The organism is Aeromicrobium sp. 10G20-16, assembly GCF_055809665.1.
The window spans coordinates 2,345,146-2,360,325 of record NZ_CM147919.1 but is presented as its reverse complement, the minus strand read 5'-3'; the positions used below and the strand labels follow the sequence as shown (position 1 = coordinate 2,360,325).

16 protein-coding genes are annotated in these 15,180 nt (G+C 71.7%); 3 read left to right on the top strand and 13 right to left on the bottom strand.

The window, feature by feature from the left end:
- Window positions 1–18 precede the first annotated feature (18 nt).
- Window positions 19–2,442 carry a sodium-translocating pyrophosphatase gene (locus tag AC0L5F_RS11905; protein WP_473313594.1) on the bottom strand — a complete coding sequence of 808 codons (2,424 nt, stop codon included), beginning with the start codon at window positions 2,440–2,442 and terminating at the stop codon, window positions 19–21.
- 96 nt (window positions 2,443–2,538) lie between these two features.
- Window positions 2,539–2,880 (bottom strand): STAS domain-containing protein, encoded by a 342-nt coding sequence (locus AC0L5F_RS11900; RefSeq protein ID WP_473313593.1) that lies wholly within the window; start codon window positions 2,878–2,880, stop codon window positions 2,539–2,541.
- 89 nt (window positions 2,881–2,969) lie between these two features.
- Between AC0L5F_RS11900 and AC0L5F_RS11895 the strand changes: the two genes are divergently transcribed.
- Window positions 2,970–5,291, top strand: a complete 2,322-nt coding sequence (locus AC0L5F_RS11895) for a DEAD/DEAH box helicase (RefSeq protein WP_473313592.1) — start codon at window positions 2,970–2,972, stop codon at window positions 5,289–5,291.
- Here the strand turns inward: AC0L5F_RS11895 and AC0L5F_RS11890 are convergent.
- From AC0L5F_RS11890 to ssd, 8 genes are all read right to left on the bottom strand, one after another.
- Entirely contained in the window at window positions 5,276–5,641 is a 366-nt protein-coding gene (locus AC0L5F_RS11890; protein WP_473313591.1) for an Rv3654c family TadE-like protein, read from the bottom strand. The genes AC0L5F_RS11895 and AC0L5F_RS11890 overlap by 16 nt on opposite strands.
- Window positions 5,638–5,997, bottom strand: coding sequence for a TadE family type IV pilus minor pilin (locus AC0L5F_RS11885; RefSeq protein ID WP_473313589.1), 360 nt, complete (start codon window positions 5,995–5,997; stop codon window positions 5,638–5,640). The genes AC0L5F_RS11890 and AC0L5F_RS11885 overlap by 4 nt, the downstream gene beginning before the upstream one ends.
- A complete protein-coding gene (locus tag AC0L5F_RS11880) occupies window positions 5,994–6,188 on the bottom strand; it encodes a DUF4244 domain-containing protein (protein ID WP_473313587.1) in 195 nt (64 codons plus the stop codon). Before AC0L5F_RS11880 ends, AC0L5F_RS11885 begins: the two co-directional genes overlap by 4 nt.
- 74 nt (window positions 6,189–6,262) lie before the next feature.
- Window positions 6,263–6,436 (bottom strand): DUF4244 domain-containing protein, encoded by a 174-nt coding sequence (locus AC0L5F_RS11875; RefSeq protein WP_473313586.1) that lies wholly within the window; start codon window positions 6,434–6,436, stop codon window positions 6,263–6,265.
- A gap of 116 nt (window positions 6,437–6,552) precedes the next feature.
- Window positions 6,553–7,116: a type II secretion system F family protein gene (locus AC0L5F_RS11870; protein ID WP_473313585.1), complete on the bottom strand. Its 564-nt coding sequence runs from the start codon at window positions 7,114–7,116 to the stop codon at window positions 6,553–6,555.
- 129 nt (window positions 7,117–7,245) lie between these two features.
- Window positions 7,246–8,034 carry a type II secretion system F family protein gene (locus tag AC0L5F_RS11865; protein ID WP_473313584.1) on the bottom strand — a complete coding sequence of 263 codons (789 nt, stop codon included), beginning with the start codon at window positions 8,032–8,034 and terminating at the stop codon, window positions 7,246–7,248.
- Window positions 8,031–9,167, bottom strand: a complete 1,137-nt coding sequence (locus tag AC0L5F_RS11860; protein WP_473313583.1) for a TadA family conjugal transfer-associated ATPase — start codon at window positions 9,165–9,167, stop codon at window positions 8,031–8,033. The genes AC0L5F_RS11865 and AC0L5F_RS11860 overlap by 4 nt, the downstream gene beginning before the upstream one ends.
- Complete coding sequence (ssd, locus tag AC0L5F_RS11855; protein ID WP_473313582.1) at window positions 9,164–10,216, bottom strand: septum site-determining protein Ssd; 1,053 nt, start codon at window positions 10,214–10,216, stop codon at window positions 9,164–9,166. The genes AC0L5F_RS11860 and ssd overlap by 4 nt, the downstream gene beginning before the upstream one ends.
- A 109-nt stretch (window positions 10,217–10,325) precedes the next feature.
- On the opposite strand from ssd, the gene AC0L5F_RS11850 reads away from it, so the two are divergent.
- A complete protein-coding gene (locus tag AC0L5F_RS11850; RefSeq protein WP_473313581.1) occupies window positions 10,326–11,168 on the top strand; it encodes an HAD family hydrolase in 843 nt (280 codons plus the stop codon).
- A 252-nt stretch (window positions 11,169–11,420) separates the two neighbouring features.
- On the opposite strand, the gene AC0L5F_RS11845 is transcribed toward AC0L5F_RS11850, so the two are convergent.
- Window positions 11,421–12,311, bottom strand: coding sequence for a hypothetical protein (locus AC0L5F_RS11845; RefSeq protein ID WP_473313579.1), 891 nt, complete (start codon window positions 12,309–12,311; stop codon window positions 11,421–11,423).
- A gap of 86 nt (window positions 12,312–12,397) precedes the next feature.
- Between AC0L5F_RS11845 and AC0L5F_RS11840 the strand changes: the two genes are divergently transcribed.
- Window positions 12,398–13,258 carry a TylF/MycF/NovP-related O-methyltransferase gene (locus AC0L5F_RS11840; RefSeq protein ID WP_473313578.1) on the top strand — a complete coding sequence of 287 codons (861 nt, stop codon included), beginning with the start codon at window positions 12,398–12,400 and terminating at the stop codon, window positions 13,256–13,258.
- On the opposite strand, the gene AC0L5F_RS11835 is transcribed toward AC0L5F_RS11840, so the two are convergent.
- A complete protein-coding gene (locus tag AC0L5F_RS11835) occupies window positions 13,237–13,887 on the bottom strand; it encodes a CatB-related O-acetyltransferase (RefSeq protein WP_473313577.1) in 651 nt (216 codons plus the stop codon). The two genes, AC0L5F_RS11840 and AC0L5F_RS11835, sit on opposite strands and share 22 nt — an antisense overlap.
- The gene (locus AC0L5F_RS11830; RefSeq protein ID WP_473313576.1) at window positions 13,884–15,179 is read right to left on the bottom strand and encodes an MATE family efflux transporter; all 1,296 of its coding nucleotides are present in this window, start codon (window positions 15,177–15,179) and stop codon (window positions 13,884–13,886) included. The genes AC0L5F_RS11835 and AC0L5F_RS11830 overlap by 4 nt, the downstream gene beginning before the upstream one ends.
- Window position 15,180 lies beyond the last annotated feature (1 nt).

Below are 15,180 nucleotides of genomic sequence, written 5' to 3'. Positions count from 1 at the left end.
CGGGCCCTCGCGTCGGGTTCAGTCCTTCGCGGGATCCACAGCGGGCTCGTCCTCGACGATGTCGGTCTCCAGCGCGATCGGACGACGCTTGGAGATGTATACCGCGGTGATGATGATCAGCGTCGACACGGCGGCGATGGCGTAGCGCGTGGCCGCGCTCTCGTCGGCGCCGTATGCGTACTTGATGATCAGCGGCGTGGCGAGCAAGGCCACCAGGTTCATCACCTTGAGCAGCGGGTTGATCGCCGGACCGGCGGTGTCCTTGAACGGGTCACCGACCGTGTCACCGATGATCGTGGCCTCGTGGGCCAGCGATCCCTTGCCGCCGTGGTTGCCGTCCTCGACCAGCTTCTTGGCGTTGTCCCACGCGCCGCCGGCGTTGGCGAGGAACACCGCCATCAGCAGACCGGTGCCGATCGCACCGGCCAGGAAGGCGCCGAGCGAACCGATGCCGAGGCCGAAGCCCACCGCGATCGGGGCGAAGATGGCCAGGATGCCGGGCGTCGCGAGCTCGCGCAGCGAGTCGCGGGTGCAGATGTCGACGACCTTGCCGTACTCGGGACGGCCGGTGCCCTCCATGATGCCGGGGATCTCGCGGAACTGGCGACGGACTTCGTAGACCACGGCGCCGGCCGCGCGACCGACGGCGTTGATGGCCAGTCCGGAGAACAGGAACACCACGGCTGCACCGAGGATGAGTCCGACCAGGATGCTCGGGTCGGCCACGTTGAAGATGCCCTGCAGCGCGTAGACCTCGATGACCTTCAGGTTGCCGACGTCACCGGACTCGGTCAGACCCGAGTCCTGGACGGCCTCGGTGATCGAGCTGGTCAGCGAGCCGAACAACGCCGTCGCGGCCAGCACGGCCGTGGCGATCGCGATGCCCTTGGTGATGGCCTTGGTGGTGTTGCCCACCGCGTCGAGCTCGGTGAGGATCTGGGCCCCCTCCTCCTCGACGTCGCCGGACATCTCCGCGATGCCCTGGGCGTTGTCGCTGACCGGACCGAAGGTGTCCATCGCCACGATGACGCCGACGGTGGTCAACAGACCACAACCGGCCAGCGCGACGGCGAACAGGGCGACGACCAGCGAGCCGCTGCCGAGCAGGAACGCGCCGAACACGGCCGCGCCGATCACGATCGCGGTGTAGACCGCCGACTCGAAGCCGACCGACAGGCCCGACAGGATGACGGTGGCCGCGCCCGTGAGCGACGTCTTGCCGACGTCCTTCACCGGACGGGTCTCGGTGCCGGTGAAGTACCCGGTCAGGGCGAGGATGACCGCCGCCAGCACGATGCCGATGATGACCGCGAGGATCGCGATCAGGCGCGGGTTGGCGTCGAGGCCCGGGGCCGCCTGGCCGGCCTGCTGGTTGAGCGAGACGATCAGCGTGTTGACGTCGATGCCCGGCAGGTCAGCGTCGCTGAACGTGGTGGGCAGCAGCAGGAACGCGGCGCCGATCGACGCTGCGCCGGACACGACCGCGGTGATGTAGAACGAGCGGTTGATCGTCGTGAGTCCACCCTCGCCGGAGCGGGGGCGGGTGATGAAGACGCCGAGGATCGCGGTGAGCGCTCCGATGGCGGGGATGACCAGCGGGAAGACCAGACCGACCTCGCCGAACGCGACCGATCCGAGGATCAGCGCGGCGACCAGGGTCACGGCGTAGGACTCGAACAGGTCGGCTGCCATGCCGGCACAGTCACCGACGTTGTCGCCCACGTTGTCCGCGATCGTCGCGGCGTTGCGCGGGTCGTCCTCGGGGATGTTCTGCTCGACCTTGCCGACGAGGTCGGCGCCGACGTCCGCGGCCTTGGTGAAGATGCCGCCGCCGACGCGCATGAACATGGCGAGCAGGGCAGCTCCGAAGCCGAAGCCCTCGAGCACCTCGGGGGCGTCGCCGGTGTAGATCAGGACGATGCCGCCGGCACCCAGCAGACCGAGGCCCACGGTGAGCATGCCGACCGTGCCGCCGGTGCGGAACGCGATGCGCATCGCGACCTCGCGTCCCTCGTCCTGGGCGGCTGCTGCGACGCGGATGTTGGCGCGCGTGGCCAGCCACATGCCGAGGTAGCCGATCAGGGCCGAGAACCCGGCGCCGAGCAGCAGCGCGACGTAGCGGCCGATCTTGACCTTCCAGTCGTTGTCCCAGCCGAGCACCGCCGCGTCGAGCGCGACCAGCATCAGCAGAGCGATGACCGCGAACACCGCGAGGGTGCGGAACTGCCGGCTGAGGTACGCCGCGGCGCCCTCCTGCACGGCCTGGCCGATCTCCTGCATCTTCTCGGTGCCCTCGGGTGCCTTCAGCACCTGGGCGCGGAACACGCCCGCCATGATGAGCGCCAGAGCGCCGATGGCCACGACCGCGTACAGGTAGTACGTGTTCTTGTCCGAGAAGTCGAGGTCACCGCCCACTGCCGCAACGAATGTCGCGTTCGCCATTGAATCCTCCAAGGTCAGGCAAGACAGAACGCACCCTGAGGTGGCAGGGGCGCGTGACGCAGATTACATGCCGGGACGCCGGGAGACCGATCGGGGTCAGGCGTGGGCGGCGCACGCCTCGTCGACCGTGGCGTGCAGGCCGAAGACCTTGTCCAGCCCGGTGATCTCGAAGATCTTCAGGATGCGTTCCTGGGTGCAGACGATGTCGAGGGACCCGCCATCGGCGCGCACGCGCTTGAGGGCGCCGACCAGCACACCGAGGCCGGTGGAGTCCAGGAACTCGACCTTCTGCACGTCGATGATGAGGCGGTGGTGACCGGCCTCGACCGCGGCCACGATCGACTCGCGCAGGCGCGGGGCGGTGTAGACGTCAATCTCCCCGCCGATCTCGATGACGTCGAAGGGTTCGACGGTGCGCGTGGTGATCGTCAGATCCATCGTGTTCCCTTCGTGTCGCGAGGCGACGGTTCGGCGATTCAGTCAATCACACGCCGCGACGAGTCGCCCGCGTCTGGGACACTCGGCAGGTGGATCCGGCCGACCTGTTGACGCGTCACCCGGACCGCGTCACACACGTCGAGCACGTACCTGCTCGCGAGGCGGTGGTCGAGCCCTGGCCGGACTCGATCGATCCGCAGGTGCGGGCCGTGTTCGAGGACGACGGCATCACCGCCGTGTGGGGTCACCAGGCCGACGCCATGGCCCACCTGGCCGCCGGTCGACACGTCGTGATCTCCACGGGGACCGCGTCGGGCAAGTCGCTGGCCTTCCAAGCACCGGCCATGACCGCGGTGGTGGCGGGACGAGCCGGCAGTCGGCTGGAGGGGCACCGCCGACCCACGGTGCTGTACATCGCTCCCACCAAGGCTCTGGCCGCAGACCAGCTGCGCCGGCTCGCCCCGGCCGCCCATCTGCTGCGGCCGGCCACCGTCGACGGTGACAACTCCCGCGAGGAACGGGCGTGGGCCCGGGACCACGCCAACTACCTGCTGACCAACCCCGACACCCTCCACCACTCGATCCTTCCGGCCCACGACCGGTGGTCGCGGGTGCTCGGCGGCCTGACGCACGTGGTGGTCGACGAGTGCCACCACTATCGAGGTGTCTTCGGGGCTCACGTGGCCCACATCCTGCGACGCCTGCGGCGCTTGTGCGAGCACCACGGCGCCCATCCGTTGTTCGTGCTGTCGTCGGCCACGGTCGCCGACCCCGCCGCGTTCGCCCAGCGCCTGACCGGGCTCGACGTGGCCGCCGTGACCGAGGACGCGTCGCCGCACGCCGCCCGCACCATCGCCCTCTGGGAACCGCCGGTGGTCGGCGGCACCACCTCGGCCACCGGTGAGCCCGAGCTCTCGGGCATCCGTCGGTCGGCGACGTCCGAGGCGGCCGAGCTGATGACCGACCTGGTGATCGGCCGCGTCCGCACCCTGGCCTTCGTGCGGTCACGACGGGGCGCCGAGACGGTGGCTGCCGCGGCCCAGCGCCGACTCGGCGAGGTCGACCCCGAGCTGCCGCGACGGGTGGCCACCTATCGCGGCGGATACCTGCCCGAGGAGAGGCGTGAGCTGGAGCAGCGGCTTCGATCAGGCGACCTGCTCGGCCTGGCGAGCACCAACGCCCTCGAGCTCGGGATCGACGTGGCGGGGCTCGACGCCGTGATCAGCGTGGGATTCCCTGGCACACGGGCCGGCCTGCAGCAGCAGTTCGGTCGGGCCGGACGCGCCGGGCAGGACTCGCTCGGCGTGCTGGTGGCCCGCGACGAACCGATCGACACCTACCTGGTGCACCATCCCGAGGCACTGTTCGGTGCTCCGGTGGAAGCCTCGGTGTTCGATCCGGACAACCCGTACGTGCTCGGTCCGCACCTGGCCGCAGCCGCCCAGGAGCTGCCGCTGACCGAGGGAGACTTCGCCACCTTCGGTCCGCGCGCCGCTGAGGGAGTTGCCGCGTTGGAGGCGGCCGGATGGTTGCGCAGGCGCACGGCCGGCTGGTTCTGGACCAAGCGCGAACGGGCCGGCGACCTGGCCGACCTGCGGTCCAGCGGCGGCGCGCCCGTGCAGATCGTGGACGACACCACCGGGCGACTCGTGGGCACCGTCGACGCCGGATCGGCCGACGGCCACGTGCACGAAGGAGCCGTGTACGTGCACCAGGGCGAGGTGTTCCTGGTCGACGAGTACGACGTCGAGCACGGCGTGGCCGTGGTGCACCGCGACGATCCGCCGTACTCGACCCAGGCCCGCTCGGTGACCGAGGTGCAGATCAGCGAGACCATCCGCTCGGAGCGCTGGGGACCCGCGACGATCGCGTTCGGCACCGTGGAGGTGCACAGCCAGGTGGTGTCGTACCTCAAGCACAGCACGCAGACGCAGAGCGTGATCGCCGAGGAGCCCCTGACCCTGCCCGAACGCACCCTGCCCACCCAGGCGGTGTGGTGGACGGTCGATCCCGATGCCGTGGCCGGCGCGCTGGACAGCACGGACGTGCCCGGCGCCGCCCACGCCGCCGAGCACGCGTCGATCGGCCTGCTCCCCCTGCTGGCGACCTGCGACCGGTGGGACATCGGCGGGCTGTCGACCGCCCTGCACGCCGACACCGGGCTGCTGACGGTCTTCGTCTACGACGGCCACCCCGGCGGCGCCGGGTTCGCCGAGCGTGGCCACGCGCTCGCTGCGAGGTGGCTGCGCATGACCCGCGACGCCATCGCGGACTGCCCCTGCCCGGACGGCTGCCCGGCCTGCGTGGTGTCGCCCAAGTGCGGCAACGGCAACGACCCGCTCGACAAGGCAGGTGCCGTGACCCTGCTCGACGTGGTCCTCGCGCACGCCCCGGCTCACGGCTCGACGTAGGAGTCCGGAGCGGCTCTCGCCTCGGCCTCGGGCTGCCACCGCCGGCCCCACCATCTCTGGCTGGTGGCGCGAGCCGTGACGGTGGCGACCGCGAAGTCCATGCGGCAGCCCACGAGCTCTGCGCCGTTGCGTCGCGCGATGTCACGAGCGGTCGCGCACGCGTCGCGCCCCGCCACGCTGGCCTGACTGGCCGCAAGCGCCGCGAGGTCCGCCGCGGCCACGGCTCGATGGCGCACGGCGACGAGACCGGCGATCTCGGTGATCACGAGGGTGATCAGCACCAGGGCCGACGCTGCTGTGACGGCATGCGCCGTGGCCGCACCACGATCGGCTGCCCGTGGGCGGCTCACGGGGACTCCACGACGGCCGAGGCGTCGGCCTCCAGCGATCGGGCGCCGACGTGCGAGAAGAACGGCAGCGGCAGGCGGGACTCGGAACGGACGGTCACGGTGGCGACGCCGTCCGACACGTCGACCGAGACACGCGCGTCGGCGGGAGCGCTGCGTCGGGCTGCCGCGGTGGCGGTGTCGACCGACTCGCCGCGGGCGACCAGCCGTGCGCCGTCACGAGCCGCGTCGGTGAGGCGCACCTGGGTGAGCCCCAGGGACACGACCCACAGCAGCAGCAACGTGAAGGCCAGACCGAACGGGGCGATGGTGGCGAGCTCGGCCGTGACCATGCCGCGCGGGTCTCGCCGCCGGCTCATCGCGGACCCCGGAACGGGGTCGTCCACACGTCGAACCAGGCGCCGATGTCACGGAGCCGGTCGAAGATGCCGGTGATCCAGTCGCCGTCGGCACCCATCTTCATCACGATGCAGCCGATGCAGGCGGCTGCCGCCGTGCCGACGGCGTACTCGGCCGTGGTCATGCCCCGGTCGAGGGGTGTGACAGACATCAGAACCTCCTGGGCTCGGCGGCCGGGGCGAGCGGTGCCTCCACCCGCCCCGGCCACGCAGATCGGACAGCGGCTCAGAACGGCAGCAGGTTGGGGATCTGGTCGATGACGCCCTTGACCAGGTCGCCGAACCACTCGGACTGGCCGATCTTGACCAGGACGCCGCCGACGGTGCAGGCACCGAGGGTGCCGACCGAGTACTCGACGGTGGACATGGCGCGCTCGGAGCGACGGATGATGGTGCGCATGGGAGAACCTCCTTGTTGGGAACTGACATGGAGAAGATGGGCTTGCATCACGCCGATCTGCGCACTGATCGACCGGCTGGGGACAGCCGTCCGGAGCTCGGCTGCTGTGGACGACCTCACAGCTTCAGGTTCGAGGCGACGGCGATGATCGTGGGGACGATGCCGATCAGCAGGAACGCCGGCATGAAGCACAGGCCGAGCGGCGCCGCCGTGCGCACACCCACCTGACGAGCGTGTTCGCGACGTGCGGCGTGATGCTCACGACGCACGTCCGTGGCCAGGGCCGAGATGACGTGGGCCACGGGCACCCCCGACTGGTCGGCCCGACGGAGCGCCCGAGCCAGCGGGAGGAGCGGACCACGCACGTCCGCCACGGCTGCGCGCAGGTCACCCGAGACCGCGACCCGGTGCGCCACGGCGGACAGGTCGGTGCGCAGCGGCTCGGGGGCGACCTCGGCCGCCAGGGCCAACGCCGTACCCGGAGGTCTTCCGGCCTCGAGCGCTGCGGTGACGAGATCGAGGGCACCGGGGAGCTGGCGCCGGGCTACCTGATCGCGTCGTCGCGACGCCCCGCTCTCGAGCCGGCCGGCTCCGGCGCGCACGACCGGCGCCGCGAGCAGGCCCAGGATCAACCCGATCGGCCAACCGAGCACGAGCAGCATGGCCACCGGCGTGAGCACGGCGGCCGCCGACGCCGGATCGATGCGAGTCGTCGGCGACCTCGACTCGGCCCAGAGACTGCGAGCCTCGACGGCGCGCGCCGACGGGCACGAGACACCACACGGCGGCGGCCGCGAGGACAGCCGCCGTCATCGGGGCGCTCCCGAGGCCACCCGCTCGACCCAGAGCACCCCGACACAGGCCATCAGCACCCCGGCGAGCAGACAGACGCCACCGGCCGCGGTGGCCAGCAGCACGTGGACCGGATCGCCGCCCATCCCGGATCCGAGCGCCAGGCCGAACACCGGCAGCACCGACATGAGCCGCGCCGTCGCGCGAGCCGGAGCCAGCTCGGCCTCGACCTCGGCCGCGAGGTCGAGATCGTCTCGAGCGCGATCGGCGAGACGACCGATCACGCCGGCCAAGGGAGCGCCGGCCCGGTCGGCCAGCCACCAGGCAGCGGCGAGATCGACGAGGACCTCGGCGCCCGGACGGGCTCCCGCCTCACGCAGGGCCGCGACGACGTCGGCACCGTGCTCGGCGGCTCGTGCGGCGCTGCCAAGGAGCTCGACCTCCGCCGCCGCTGATCGCAGCGCGACCTCGGGCAGTGCGCCGGCGCGCAGCTCGGCGGCCACCAACGACAGACCCTCGACGCCCTGGCGTCGCCGTTCTCGCGCCTGCGAGCGCCGCCTGCCGATGGAGAGGACCCGGGCGGCGGTGAGGCCGCCGACCGACGCGGCCAGGACGACCAGCAGGTGCGAACCACCCAGGGCGAGCGCTGTCCCGACAACCACGACCGCCACCGGCGCGGCAGCCGCGGGTGGCGGGATCGACCAGGGCCGTGGCGCCATCGCGAGGCGGTGACGGAGCCGCCACCGCCCCGACGGCCGGCCCAGCCCGACCGCCATCGCGACGGCGAGGACCGCCGCGGCCGTCACGACACCAGCGCCCGGTAACGATCGTGTGCCGGCCCCCGACGGGTACCGCCGGAGCCGAAGGTCACGGCAGAGACCGCGCGAACCCACCCCTGCTCGGCCTCGAGCAGCGCGATCTCGCGCACCCGCCGTGATCGGTCGGTCGAGCGGTCGAGGTGCACGACCAGGTCGACTCCCGCGGCCAGCTGGCTGTGCACGGCGTCGCGGGCCAGACCTGCCGCCACACCCAGCGCCTCGAACCTGGCCGGCACGTCGGCAGCGGAGTTGGCGTGCAGCGTGCCGCAGCCGCCCTCGTGACCGGTGTTGAGCGCAGCCAGCAGGTCGACGACCTCGGCCCCCCGCACCTCACCGACCACCAGCCGGTCAGGGCGCATGCGCAGCGCCTGGCGCACGAGGTCGCGCACGGTGACCGCGCCGGCCCCCTCGACGTTGGGCGGGCGGGCCTCCAGGCCCACCACGTGCGGGTGGGCCGGTCGCAGCTCGGTCGAGTCCTCGACGATCACGAGTCGGTCGGCCGGATCGGCCAGCCCCAGCATCGCCGCGAGCAGCGTGGTCTTGCCGCTGCCGGTGCCGCCGGTGACGACGAACGAGGCGCGAGCCGCGACGATGCGACGCAGGTGATCGCCGGCGCCGCCGGGAAACATGCCCAGCTCCGCGAGGTCGTCGAGGGAGTAGACCACCCGCGACGGCACCCTCAGCGAGATGACCGTGCCCGGGCGGGCCAGGGGCGAGAGCACCGCGTGCAGACGCGTGCCATCGGGCAGGCGCGCGTCGACCCATGGCGATGCGTCGTCGAGGCGCCGGCCCGCGATGGCGGCCATGCGCTGGGCCAGACGCCGGACCACCTGCTCGCTCTCGAACCCGACCTCCACCGGACGCAGACCAGCACCGCAGTCGACGAACACCTGGCCCGTGCCGTTGACCAGGACGTCGGTGACGCCCGGCAGCGCGAGCACCGCGTCGAGGGGGCCGGCACCCAGCATCTCGCTGCGGAGACGGTCGACCAGCGCCAGCACGTCACTGCTGCCGACCACCTGGTGCTCGGCACGCAGGGCGTCGGCGACCGTGGCGGCGGTGGGTGCGGCGGCCTCCATCACGAGGCGATGGCGGACGCGATCGACGAGCGCAGGCGTCATGTCGAGCTCCTGCGCTCGAGACCCACGAGGTCGAGGACGTCGCCAGCGGCCGCGCGCAACGATCGCGAGCGCAGCGGACCGCGACCGTGGTCGACCGCCTGGCGCAGAGCACGATGCGGACGGACCCTCGCGACCACCGGAAGCCCCACCGCCTCCTCGACGGCCGCCGCGCCGAGCCCGCCCCGGCGTGCCACCGACACCGCCACCACCGAGGCGCACGCGTCGCGCACCCGCGCGACGGTCCGCCGCGCGGCACCGACTCCGGTGATGTCTTCTCCCACCACCACGACGGTCAGCACCGACCCGGCCAGCAGGGAGCGGGTCCAGCCGGCCGGGTCGATGGCCCGGGGTGCGTCGGCGACCACGAGGTCGAACGCGCGACCGGCCGCGGACCAGACCGCGGCGGACGCCATGGGGATCTCGACGTCGACCGCTGCAGCCGGCCAGGACACGGTGGCGAGACCGCGATGGCGCGGCAGCACGTCGGCCAGCGACTCCCCGGACACCCGGCCGCCGACGGCAGCGAGGTCCGACCATCTCAGTCCGTCGACCCGCTCGCTGCCCAGGACGAGCTCGACGCCGGCACCCCCCGGGTCGGCGTCGAGCAGCACCGAGGCGAGTCCGCGGCGCGCACCGACCAGCCCGAGGGCCGCCGCGAACGTCGTCGCGCCGACCCCACCGCTGCCGCCGACGACCGCCACGGTGCACCCCTCGACACCACCGTCGAGCGCGGCGCCCACCGCTGCGAGGGCTGCGTCGTCGTCGAGCGGGTCGACCACCGCGCAGGCGCCGAGCGCGACCGCGTGACGCCAGACGCGCTCGGGCTCGCCGGACACGACGAGCACGTGGTCACGGCGCGACAGGCCCATCTCGGCGACTGCGGCGGCGAGGTCGTGGCCCACGATCACGACGGTGGCGGCACGCCACTCGCGTCGCACCCCGTCGAGCGACTCGACCGCGACCGGCCTGGCGCCGGTGGCCGCGCACCAGCGCATGCCGGCGTCGAGCACCGCGTGATCGGTGGTGGCGATGACTGCGTCGTCCTCCATGGTCCGATCGTCGGCGCGCACGGCGTGGCGGACGACCCATGGCGACGAGGCTGTGGACCCAGCGGCACGGCCGCGCGCCCTGTGGAACACCTCGGCCTATCCTGAACAGGTGACTCCTCCGGCCGCGGGCACCAGCAGATCGGCTGCGTTCTTCGATCTCGACAAGACGATCATCGCGCGCTCGAGCACTCTCGCGTTCAGCAAGTCCTTCTTCAACGGCGGACTCCTCACCCGTCGCGCGGTGCTGCGCAGTGCCTACGCGAACTTCATGTTCGCCGTCTCCGGTGCCGACCACGACCAGCTCGAGAAGATGCGCGCGTACCTGACCGAGATGATCGCAGGCTGGCCGGTCGAGACCGTGCGGCAGGTGGTGTCGGAGACGCTGCACACCATCATCGATCCGCTCGTGTACGACGAGGCGGTCCACCTGATCGCCGAGCACCAGGCCGCCGGCCGTGACGTCGTGATCGTGTCGGCGTCGGGCTCGGAGGTGGTCGAGCCGATCGGGGCCATGCTCGGCGTCGACCACGTCATCGCGACCACCCTGGTCGAGGCCGACGGACGCTACACCGGCGAGGTGTCGTTCTACGCGTACGGACCCCACAAGGCCACCGCGATGCGGGAGCTGGCCGAACGACGCGGGTACGACCTCGCCGCCAGCTACGCCTACTCCGACTCCGAGACCGACGCCCCGATGCTCGAGGCGGTCGGCCACCCCTACGCGGTGAACCCCGACAAGACGCTGCGCGCCCTGGCCGCCAAGAACGACTGGCCGATCCTGGTGTTCGACCGCCCCGTCGCCCTGCGTCGCCGGCTCGGCCTGGACACCACGGTGGGCAAGGCTGCGGCGGGCGCGATGCTGGCAGGCGCCGTCGGATTCGCCGCCGCGACGATCATCAACCGGCGACGCCGTGACCGTCGCCCGGGCGCCCTGCGTGCGCTTGTGAACTGAGGCGCACAACATTACGAGCCAGTAGGGCTGTACGCCGGCGCACAGCAGGCGTAGACAAGGGGCAGAACTCCACAGCGGCCCAGCACATCGGTACCCACGCGGCGATCACCCGCCTCACTGGGACAGTCGCTCGGCGGACTTCGCACCGGTTCACTCCAGCGAAGACCTGACGACTCAGATCCAGCACGCCTGGTAACCGAGCACGATGCTGGCCAGGCGGCGCCATCCTCACGGATCGGCGCCGCCGCTTTGTCAGTCGTCCTCGGCCGCCGGGCGCCAGCAGACCAAGGGCAGGTACGCGGCTTCCGGCCACGCGACGACGGCCTGCTCGTGGCGTCGCACGATCTGTTCGAGCAGGGCGCCCACGTCGGGGAACTCGGTCGGGAGCAGGGGCGCGTCCAGCCGCAGCACCGACTCGTCACCATGTCGCTGGCTCGTGACCACGACGACAGGGGAACCGGCGAGCATCGCCGCCCGGACCGCACCCGACGAGCACTGGACCCGCCGCCCCGAGAAGGTGACCACGCTCCCACCGGGCACGTCCGGCGCAACCGCGACCACCCGGCCGGCCCGCAGCCTGTCGACCACGCCGCTGACACCGACGGCGGCCGAGAACAGCGAGCCGCCGCGCCCGACCACCCGCAGGTGCTGGATCATGCTCGGACCGCCGGACGCCATGTCGCGAGCGCCAGCCATGACCTCGATCGGGACACCGGTCGCGCGTGCCACCGACGCGAACAGCCCAGCGAACTCACCGTGGTGGGCGAAGCTGAGAAGCACGCCCTGGCCCTGCGCGGCGGCGGCGACCAGGTGCTCCCCGCCCTCGACGACCTGACGGGTCAGCTGCCGCGGGTGCCAGCGACGCTCGGCACTGCGGGCCGAGAAGGCGATGTGCTGGGCAGCCAACGTGTCCAGGTCCAGCTCCGGGCGCGACGCACCGACCAGGTGCTCCATGTCGCGGCGCGCGGCGGCGAGCGCCTCGGGATCTCGGACCCGTCGAGCCACGGACCGCTGTACGTGCCGGGACGCCAGCGCCCACGGCAGGCGGGGACGCACCAACCAGACCGCCCACGCGATCGCCCTGAGCAGGCGTGCCACCAGTGTCGTCCCACGCTGCTCCCGCACCCCGCCATCGTCGCCCACGGCAGCACCCTAGTGGCTCGTCACGACCCGGACGGCCCGAGTCGTGCAACGAGACACGCAGGCGTCGCGATTGCTAATCTCGCTTCGTGCCGCACACCACTCCCGACCCAGCCCACCTGCGCGAGCTCTACCTGGACCTCATGAAGCGCACCCTCACCGGCGCCCTCGCCGAGGACAGCGACTCGGTCGTCGGCGGTGTCCGATGGCAGGGGTCGCAGTCGGCCAAGAAGCGGATGGCGACCGTCGTCGCTCGCGCGGCCGAGCGCTTCGACCTCGAGATCGTCTACAAGAAGCCCTACGACGCGGCGGCTCGTGAGTCCGGCCTCGACTGGCCCTCGCGCTCGGAGTCCATGATCGGCCTGCGCCGCATGGGCAACATCCAGGACTGCATCGCCACGATCATGACCGAGGAGATCCCCGGCGACCTGATCGAGACCGGCGTCTGGCGCGGCGGCGCCACCATCTTCATGCGTGCCAACCTCAAGGCGTGGGGCGACGAGCAGCGCACCGTGTGGGTCGCCGACTCCTTCGAGGGCCTGCCCAAGCCGGACCGCTCGCGGTTCCCGGCCGACGACGGCGACGAGCTGCACAAGCAGACCGGTCTGGCCGTCGGGGTCAACCAGGTCAAGCGCAACTTCGAGCGGTACGGCCTGCTGGACGACCAGGTGAAGTTCCTGGTCGGCTGGTTCAAGGACACCCTGCCGACCGCGCCCCTGGAGCAGCTGGCGCTCGCACGTCTCGACGGCGACATGTACGAGTCGACCATCCAGGCGCTCGAGGCGCTCTACCCGAAGATCTCACCCGGTGGCTTCTGCATCATCGACGACTTCGGCAGCCATGCCTCCCAGGCGGGCCAGGCCGTCCTGGACTACCGCGAGCAGCACGGCATCACCGACGAGATCGTCGCGATCGACGACTTCGGCGCCTACTGGCGCAAGTCCGGCTGACGCTCGCCGACCGACGTCTCGCCGCGGGCGTAGGCGATGAAGGCGTCGATGTCGTCCTGGGCCAGCATGGGTACCGCCTCGCGGACCCGGTCGACCGGCCAGTCCCACCACTTGATCTCCAGCAGCGCCTCACGCTGCTCGGGCGTGAATCGGTAGCCGATGACCTGGGCCGGGTTCCCGCCGACGATCGCGTACGGCGGCACGTCCTTCACCACGACGGCCCCACCGGCCACGATGGCGCCGTCACCGATGGTGACGCCGCTGAGGATCCACGAGCCGGCGCACGTCCACACGTCCGATCCGACGTGCGTGTCGCCGCAGAACGTCGGGTAGCCGTCCTCACCCGCACCCGGCATGCCGAACAGGATGCGGTGCGGATACGTGGTGACGTTGGTGGTGGAGTGCTTGCCGCCGAGCAGGTAGGTGCCGCCCAGGGACGAGTAGTTGCCCACCAGCAGCCGTTCGGTTCCGCGCTCGTAGGTGAGGACCGTCGGCACGCCGTAGGTCTGGTCGCCCTGGACCACGCGACCCGACCGGACGAGTCGCTTCCACGTGTAGAAGTTCTCGCCGACCACGGTCGCGACGATCCGCCGGTAGGCGTGGACGATCTTGCGCAGCATCACGATCACGGAAGGGTCCCTTCAGTCGTCAACATGTCCTCTGCAGCGAGCGCCTCCGGCGTGGCGTCGGCCGGGGCGCCCGCGCCGTCCGGGTCGGCGATGTTGCGTCGGAACGCCACCCACCACGCCACCGAGGCCGCCGTCTGACCTGCCACCACCGCCCACATGCCGCCCTCGGCACCGCCGATCGCGACGCCGACCATGGTGAGCACGACGACGAGCACCGTCTTGGCGATGTCGACGCGCGTGGCCACCGCCACGGCACGCCGCCCCAGCAGCCCCGCGCGTGCGCCGCTCATGCCGCTCATGGCGACCATCTGGAGTGCCGCGGGGACCAGCAGCTGGCTCGCGACGCTCCAGGTGTCTCCGAGCAGGGCCCGTCCCACCGAGTCGGGCAGGAACACGATGACCACGCCGTTGACCGCCGCCACCACGACCGTGAGCGCCGTGATCCGGAGCGCCTGTCGCTGGGCCGCAACGGCGTCGTGGCGGACCTGGGCGACCTCGACCACCCCGCTGGCCATCGAGGCGACCTGGAAGACCACGAACGGGCGCTGCAGCAGCAACGCACCCTGGACACCGCCCATCACCTTGGGGCCGGCGATCGCCGTGACCCCCGCGGCGGTGCCGAGGGCGCTGCCCTGGGCCGCGGAGTAGGACGCGAGGTAGCGCCACGACATCGACCACGTCTGGCGCAGCCACCTCAGGGAGAAGACCAACCGGCGGGACCGGTTCTGCCACAGCACGATCAACCCGGCCACCGAGCCCGAGGCGCCCCAGGCGAGCACGAACTGCCACAGCTGGCTGTCGTCTCGCCACCAGAGCATGCCCATGCCCACGAGGAGCAGGACGAGCCAGACGGTGTCCACGACCAGCGCCCGCACCGGCTTGAGCGTGGCGAACCCGACGTACCGTCCGACGTCCTGCAGCAGCAGGAACGGGGTGCATGCCGCGAGCACGAGGAAGGCGTCGCCGAGACGGACGTCGGCCAGCCGCACGACGAGACCGCCGAGCGCCGCCAGACCACCGGTCGTGACGCCGATCGCGATGGCCAGCGCCAAGACGTCCCCGGACTTCTCCTCGGACTCCGCCGAGTGCACCAGCAGCACCTCGCCGAGCAGGGCACGGCCCACACCGATGATCAGTCCGTAGGTGAGCAGGACGATCCAGAACAGACCGAACGACGCGACGTCGAGCAGCTGCGCGGCGAGCAGGACGATCAGCAGGTTGGACCCACCGGACAGCGCCTGGTCGAGCGTCACCACTCCGAGGCGACGACCGCCGGCGCTGAAGGACCTCATC

Excerpts from the sequence above, each read along its gene's own strand:
- AC0L5F_RS11875 (WP_473313586.1), bottom strand. The coding sequence starts at position 6,436 with ATGCGCACCATCATCCGTCGCTCCGAGCGCGCCATGTCCACCGTCGAG.
- AC0L5F_RS11885 (WP_473313589.1), bottom strand. The coding sequence starts at position 5,997 with ATGAGCCGGCGGCGAGACCCGCGCGGCATGGTCACGGCCGAGCTCGCC.
- AC0L5F_RS11905 (WP_473313594.1), bottom strand. The coding sequence starts at position 2,442 with ATGGCGAACGCGACATTCGTTGCGGCAGTGGGCGGTGACCTCGACTTC.
- AC0L5F_RS11860 (WP_473313583.1), bottom strand. The coding sequence starts at position 9,167 with ATGACGCCTGCGCTCGTCGATCGCGTCCGCCATCGCCTCGTGATGGAG.
- AC0L5F_RS11830 (WP_473313576.1), bottom strand. The coding sequence starts at position 15,179 with ATGAGGTCCTTCAGCGCCGGCGGTCGTCGCCTCGGAGTGGTGACGCTC.
- AC0L5F_RS11880 (WP_473313587.1), bottom strand. The coding sequence starts at position 6,188 with ATGTCTGTCACACCCCTCGACCGGGGCATGACCACGGCCGAGTACGCC.
- ssd (WP_473313582.1), bottom strand. The coding sequence starts at position 10,216 with ATGGAGGACGACGCAGTCATCGCCACCACCGATCACGCGGTGCTCGAC.
- AC0L5F_RS11900 (WP_473313593.1), bottom strand. The coding sequence starts at position 2,880 with ATGGATCTGACGATCACCACGCGCACCGTCGAACCCTTCGACGTCATC.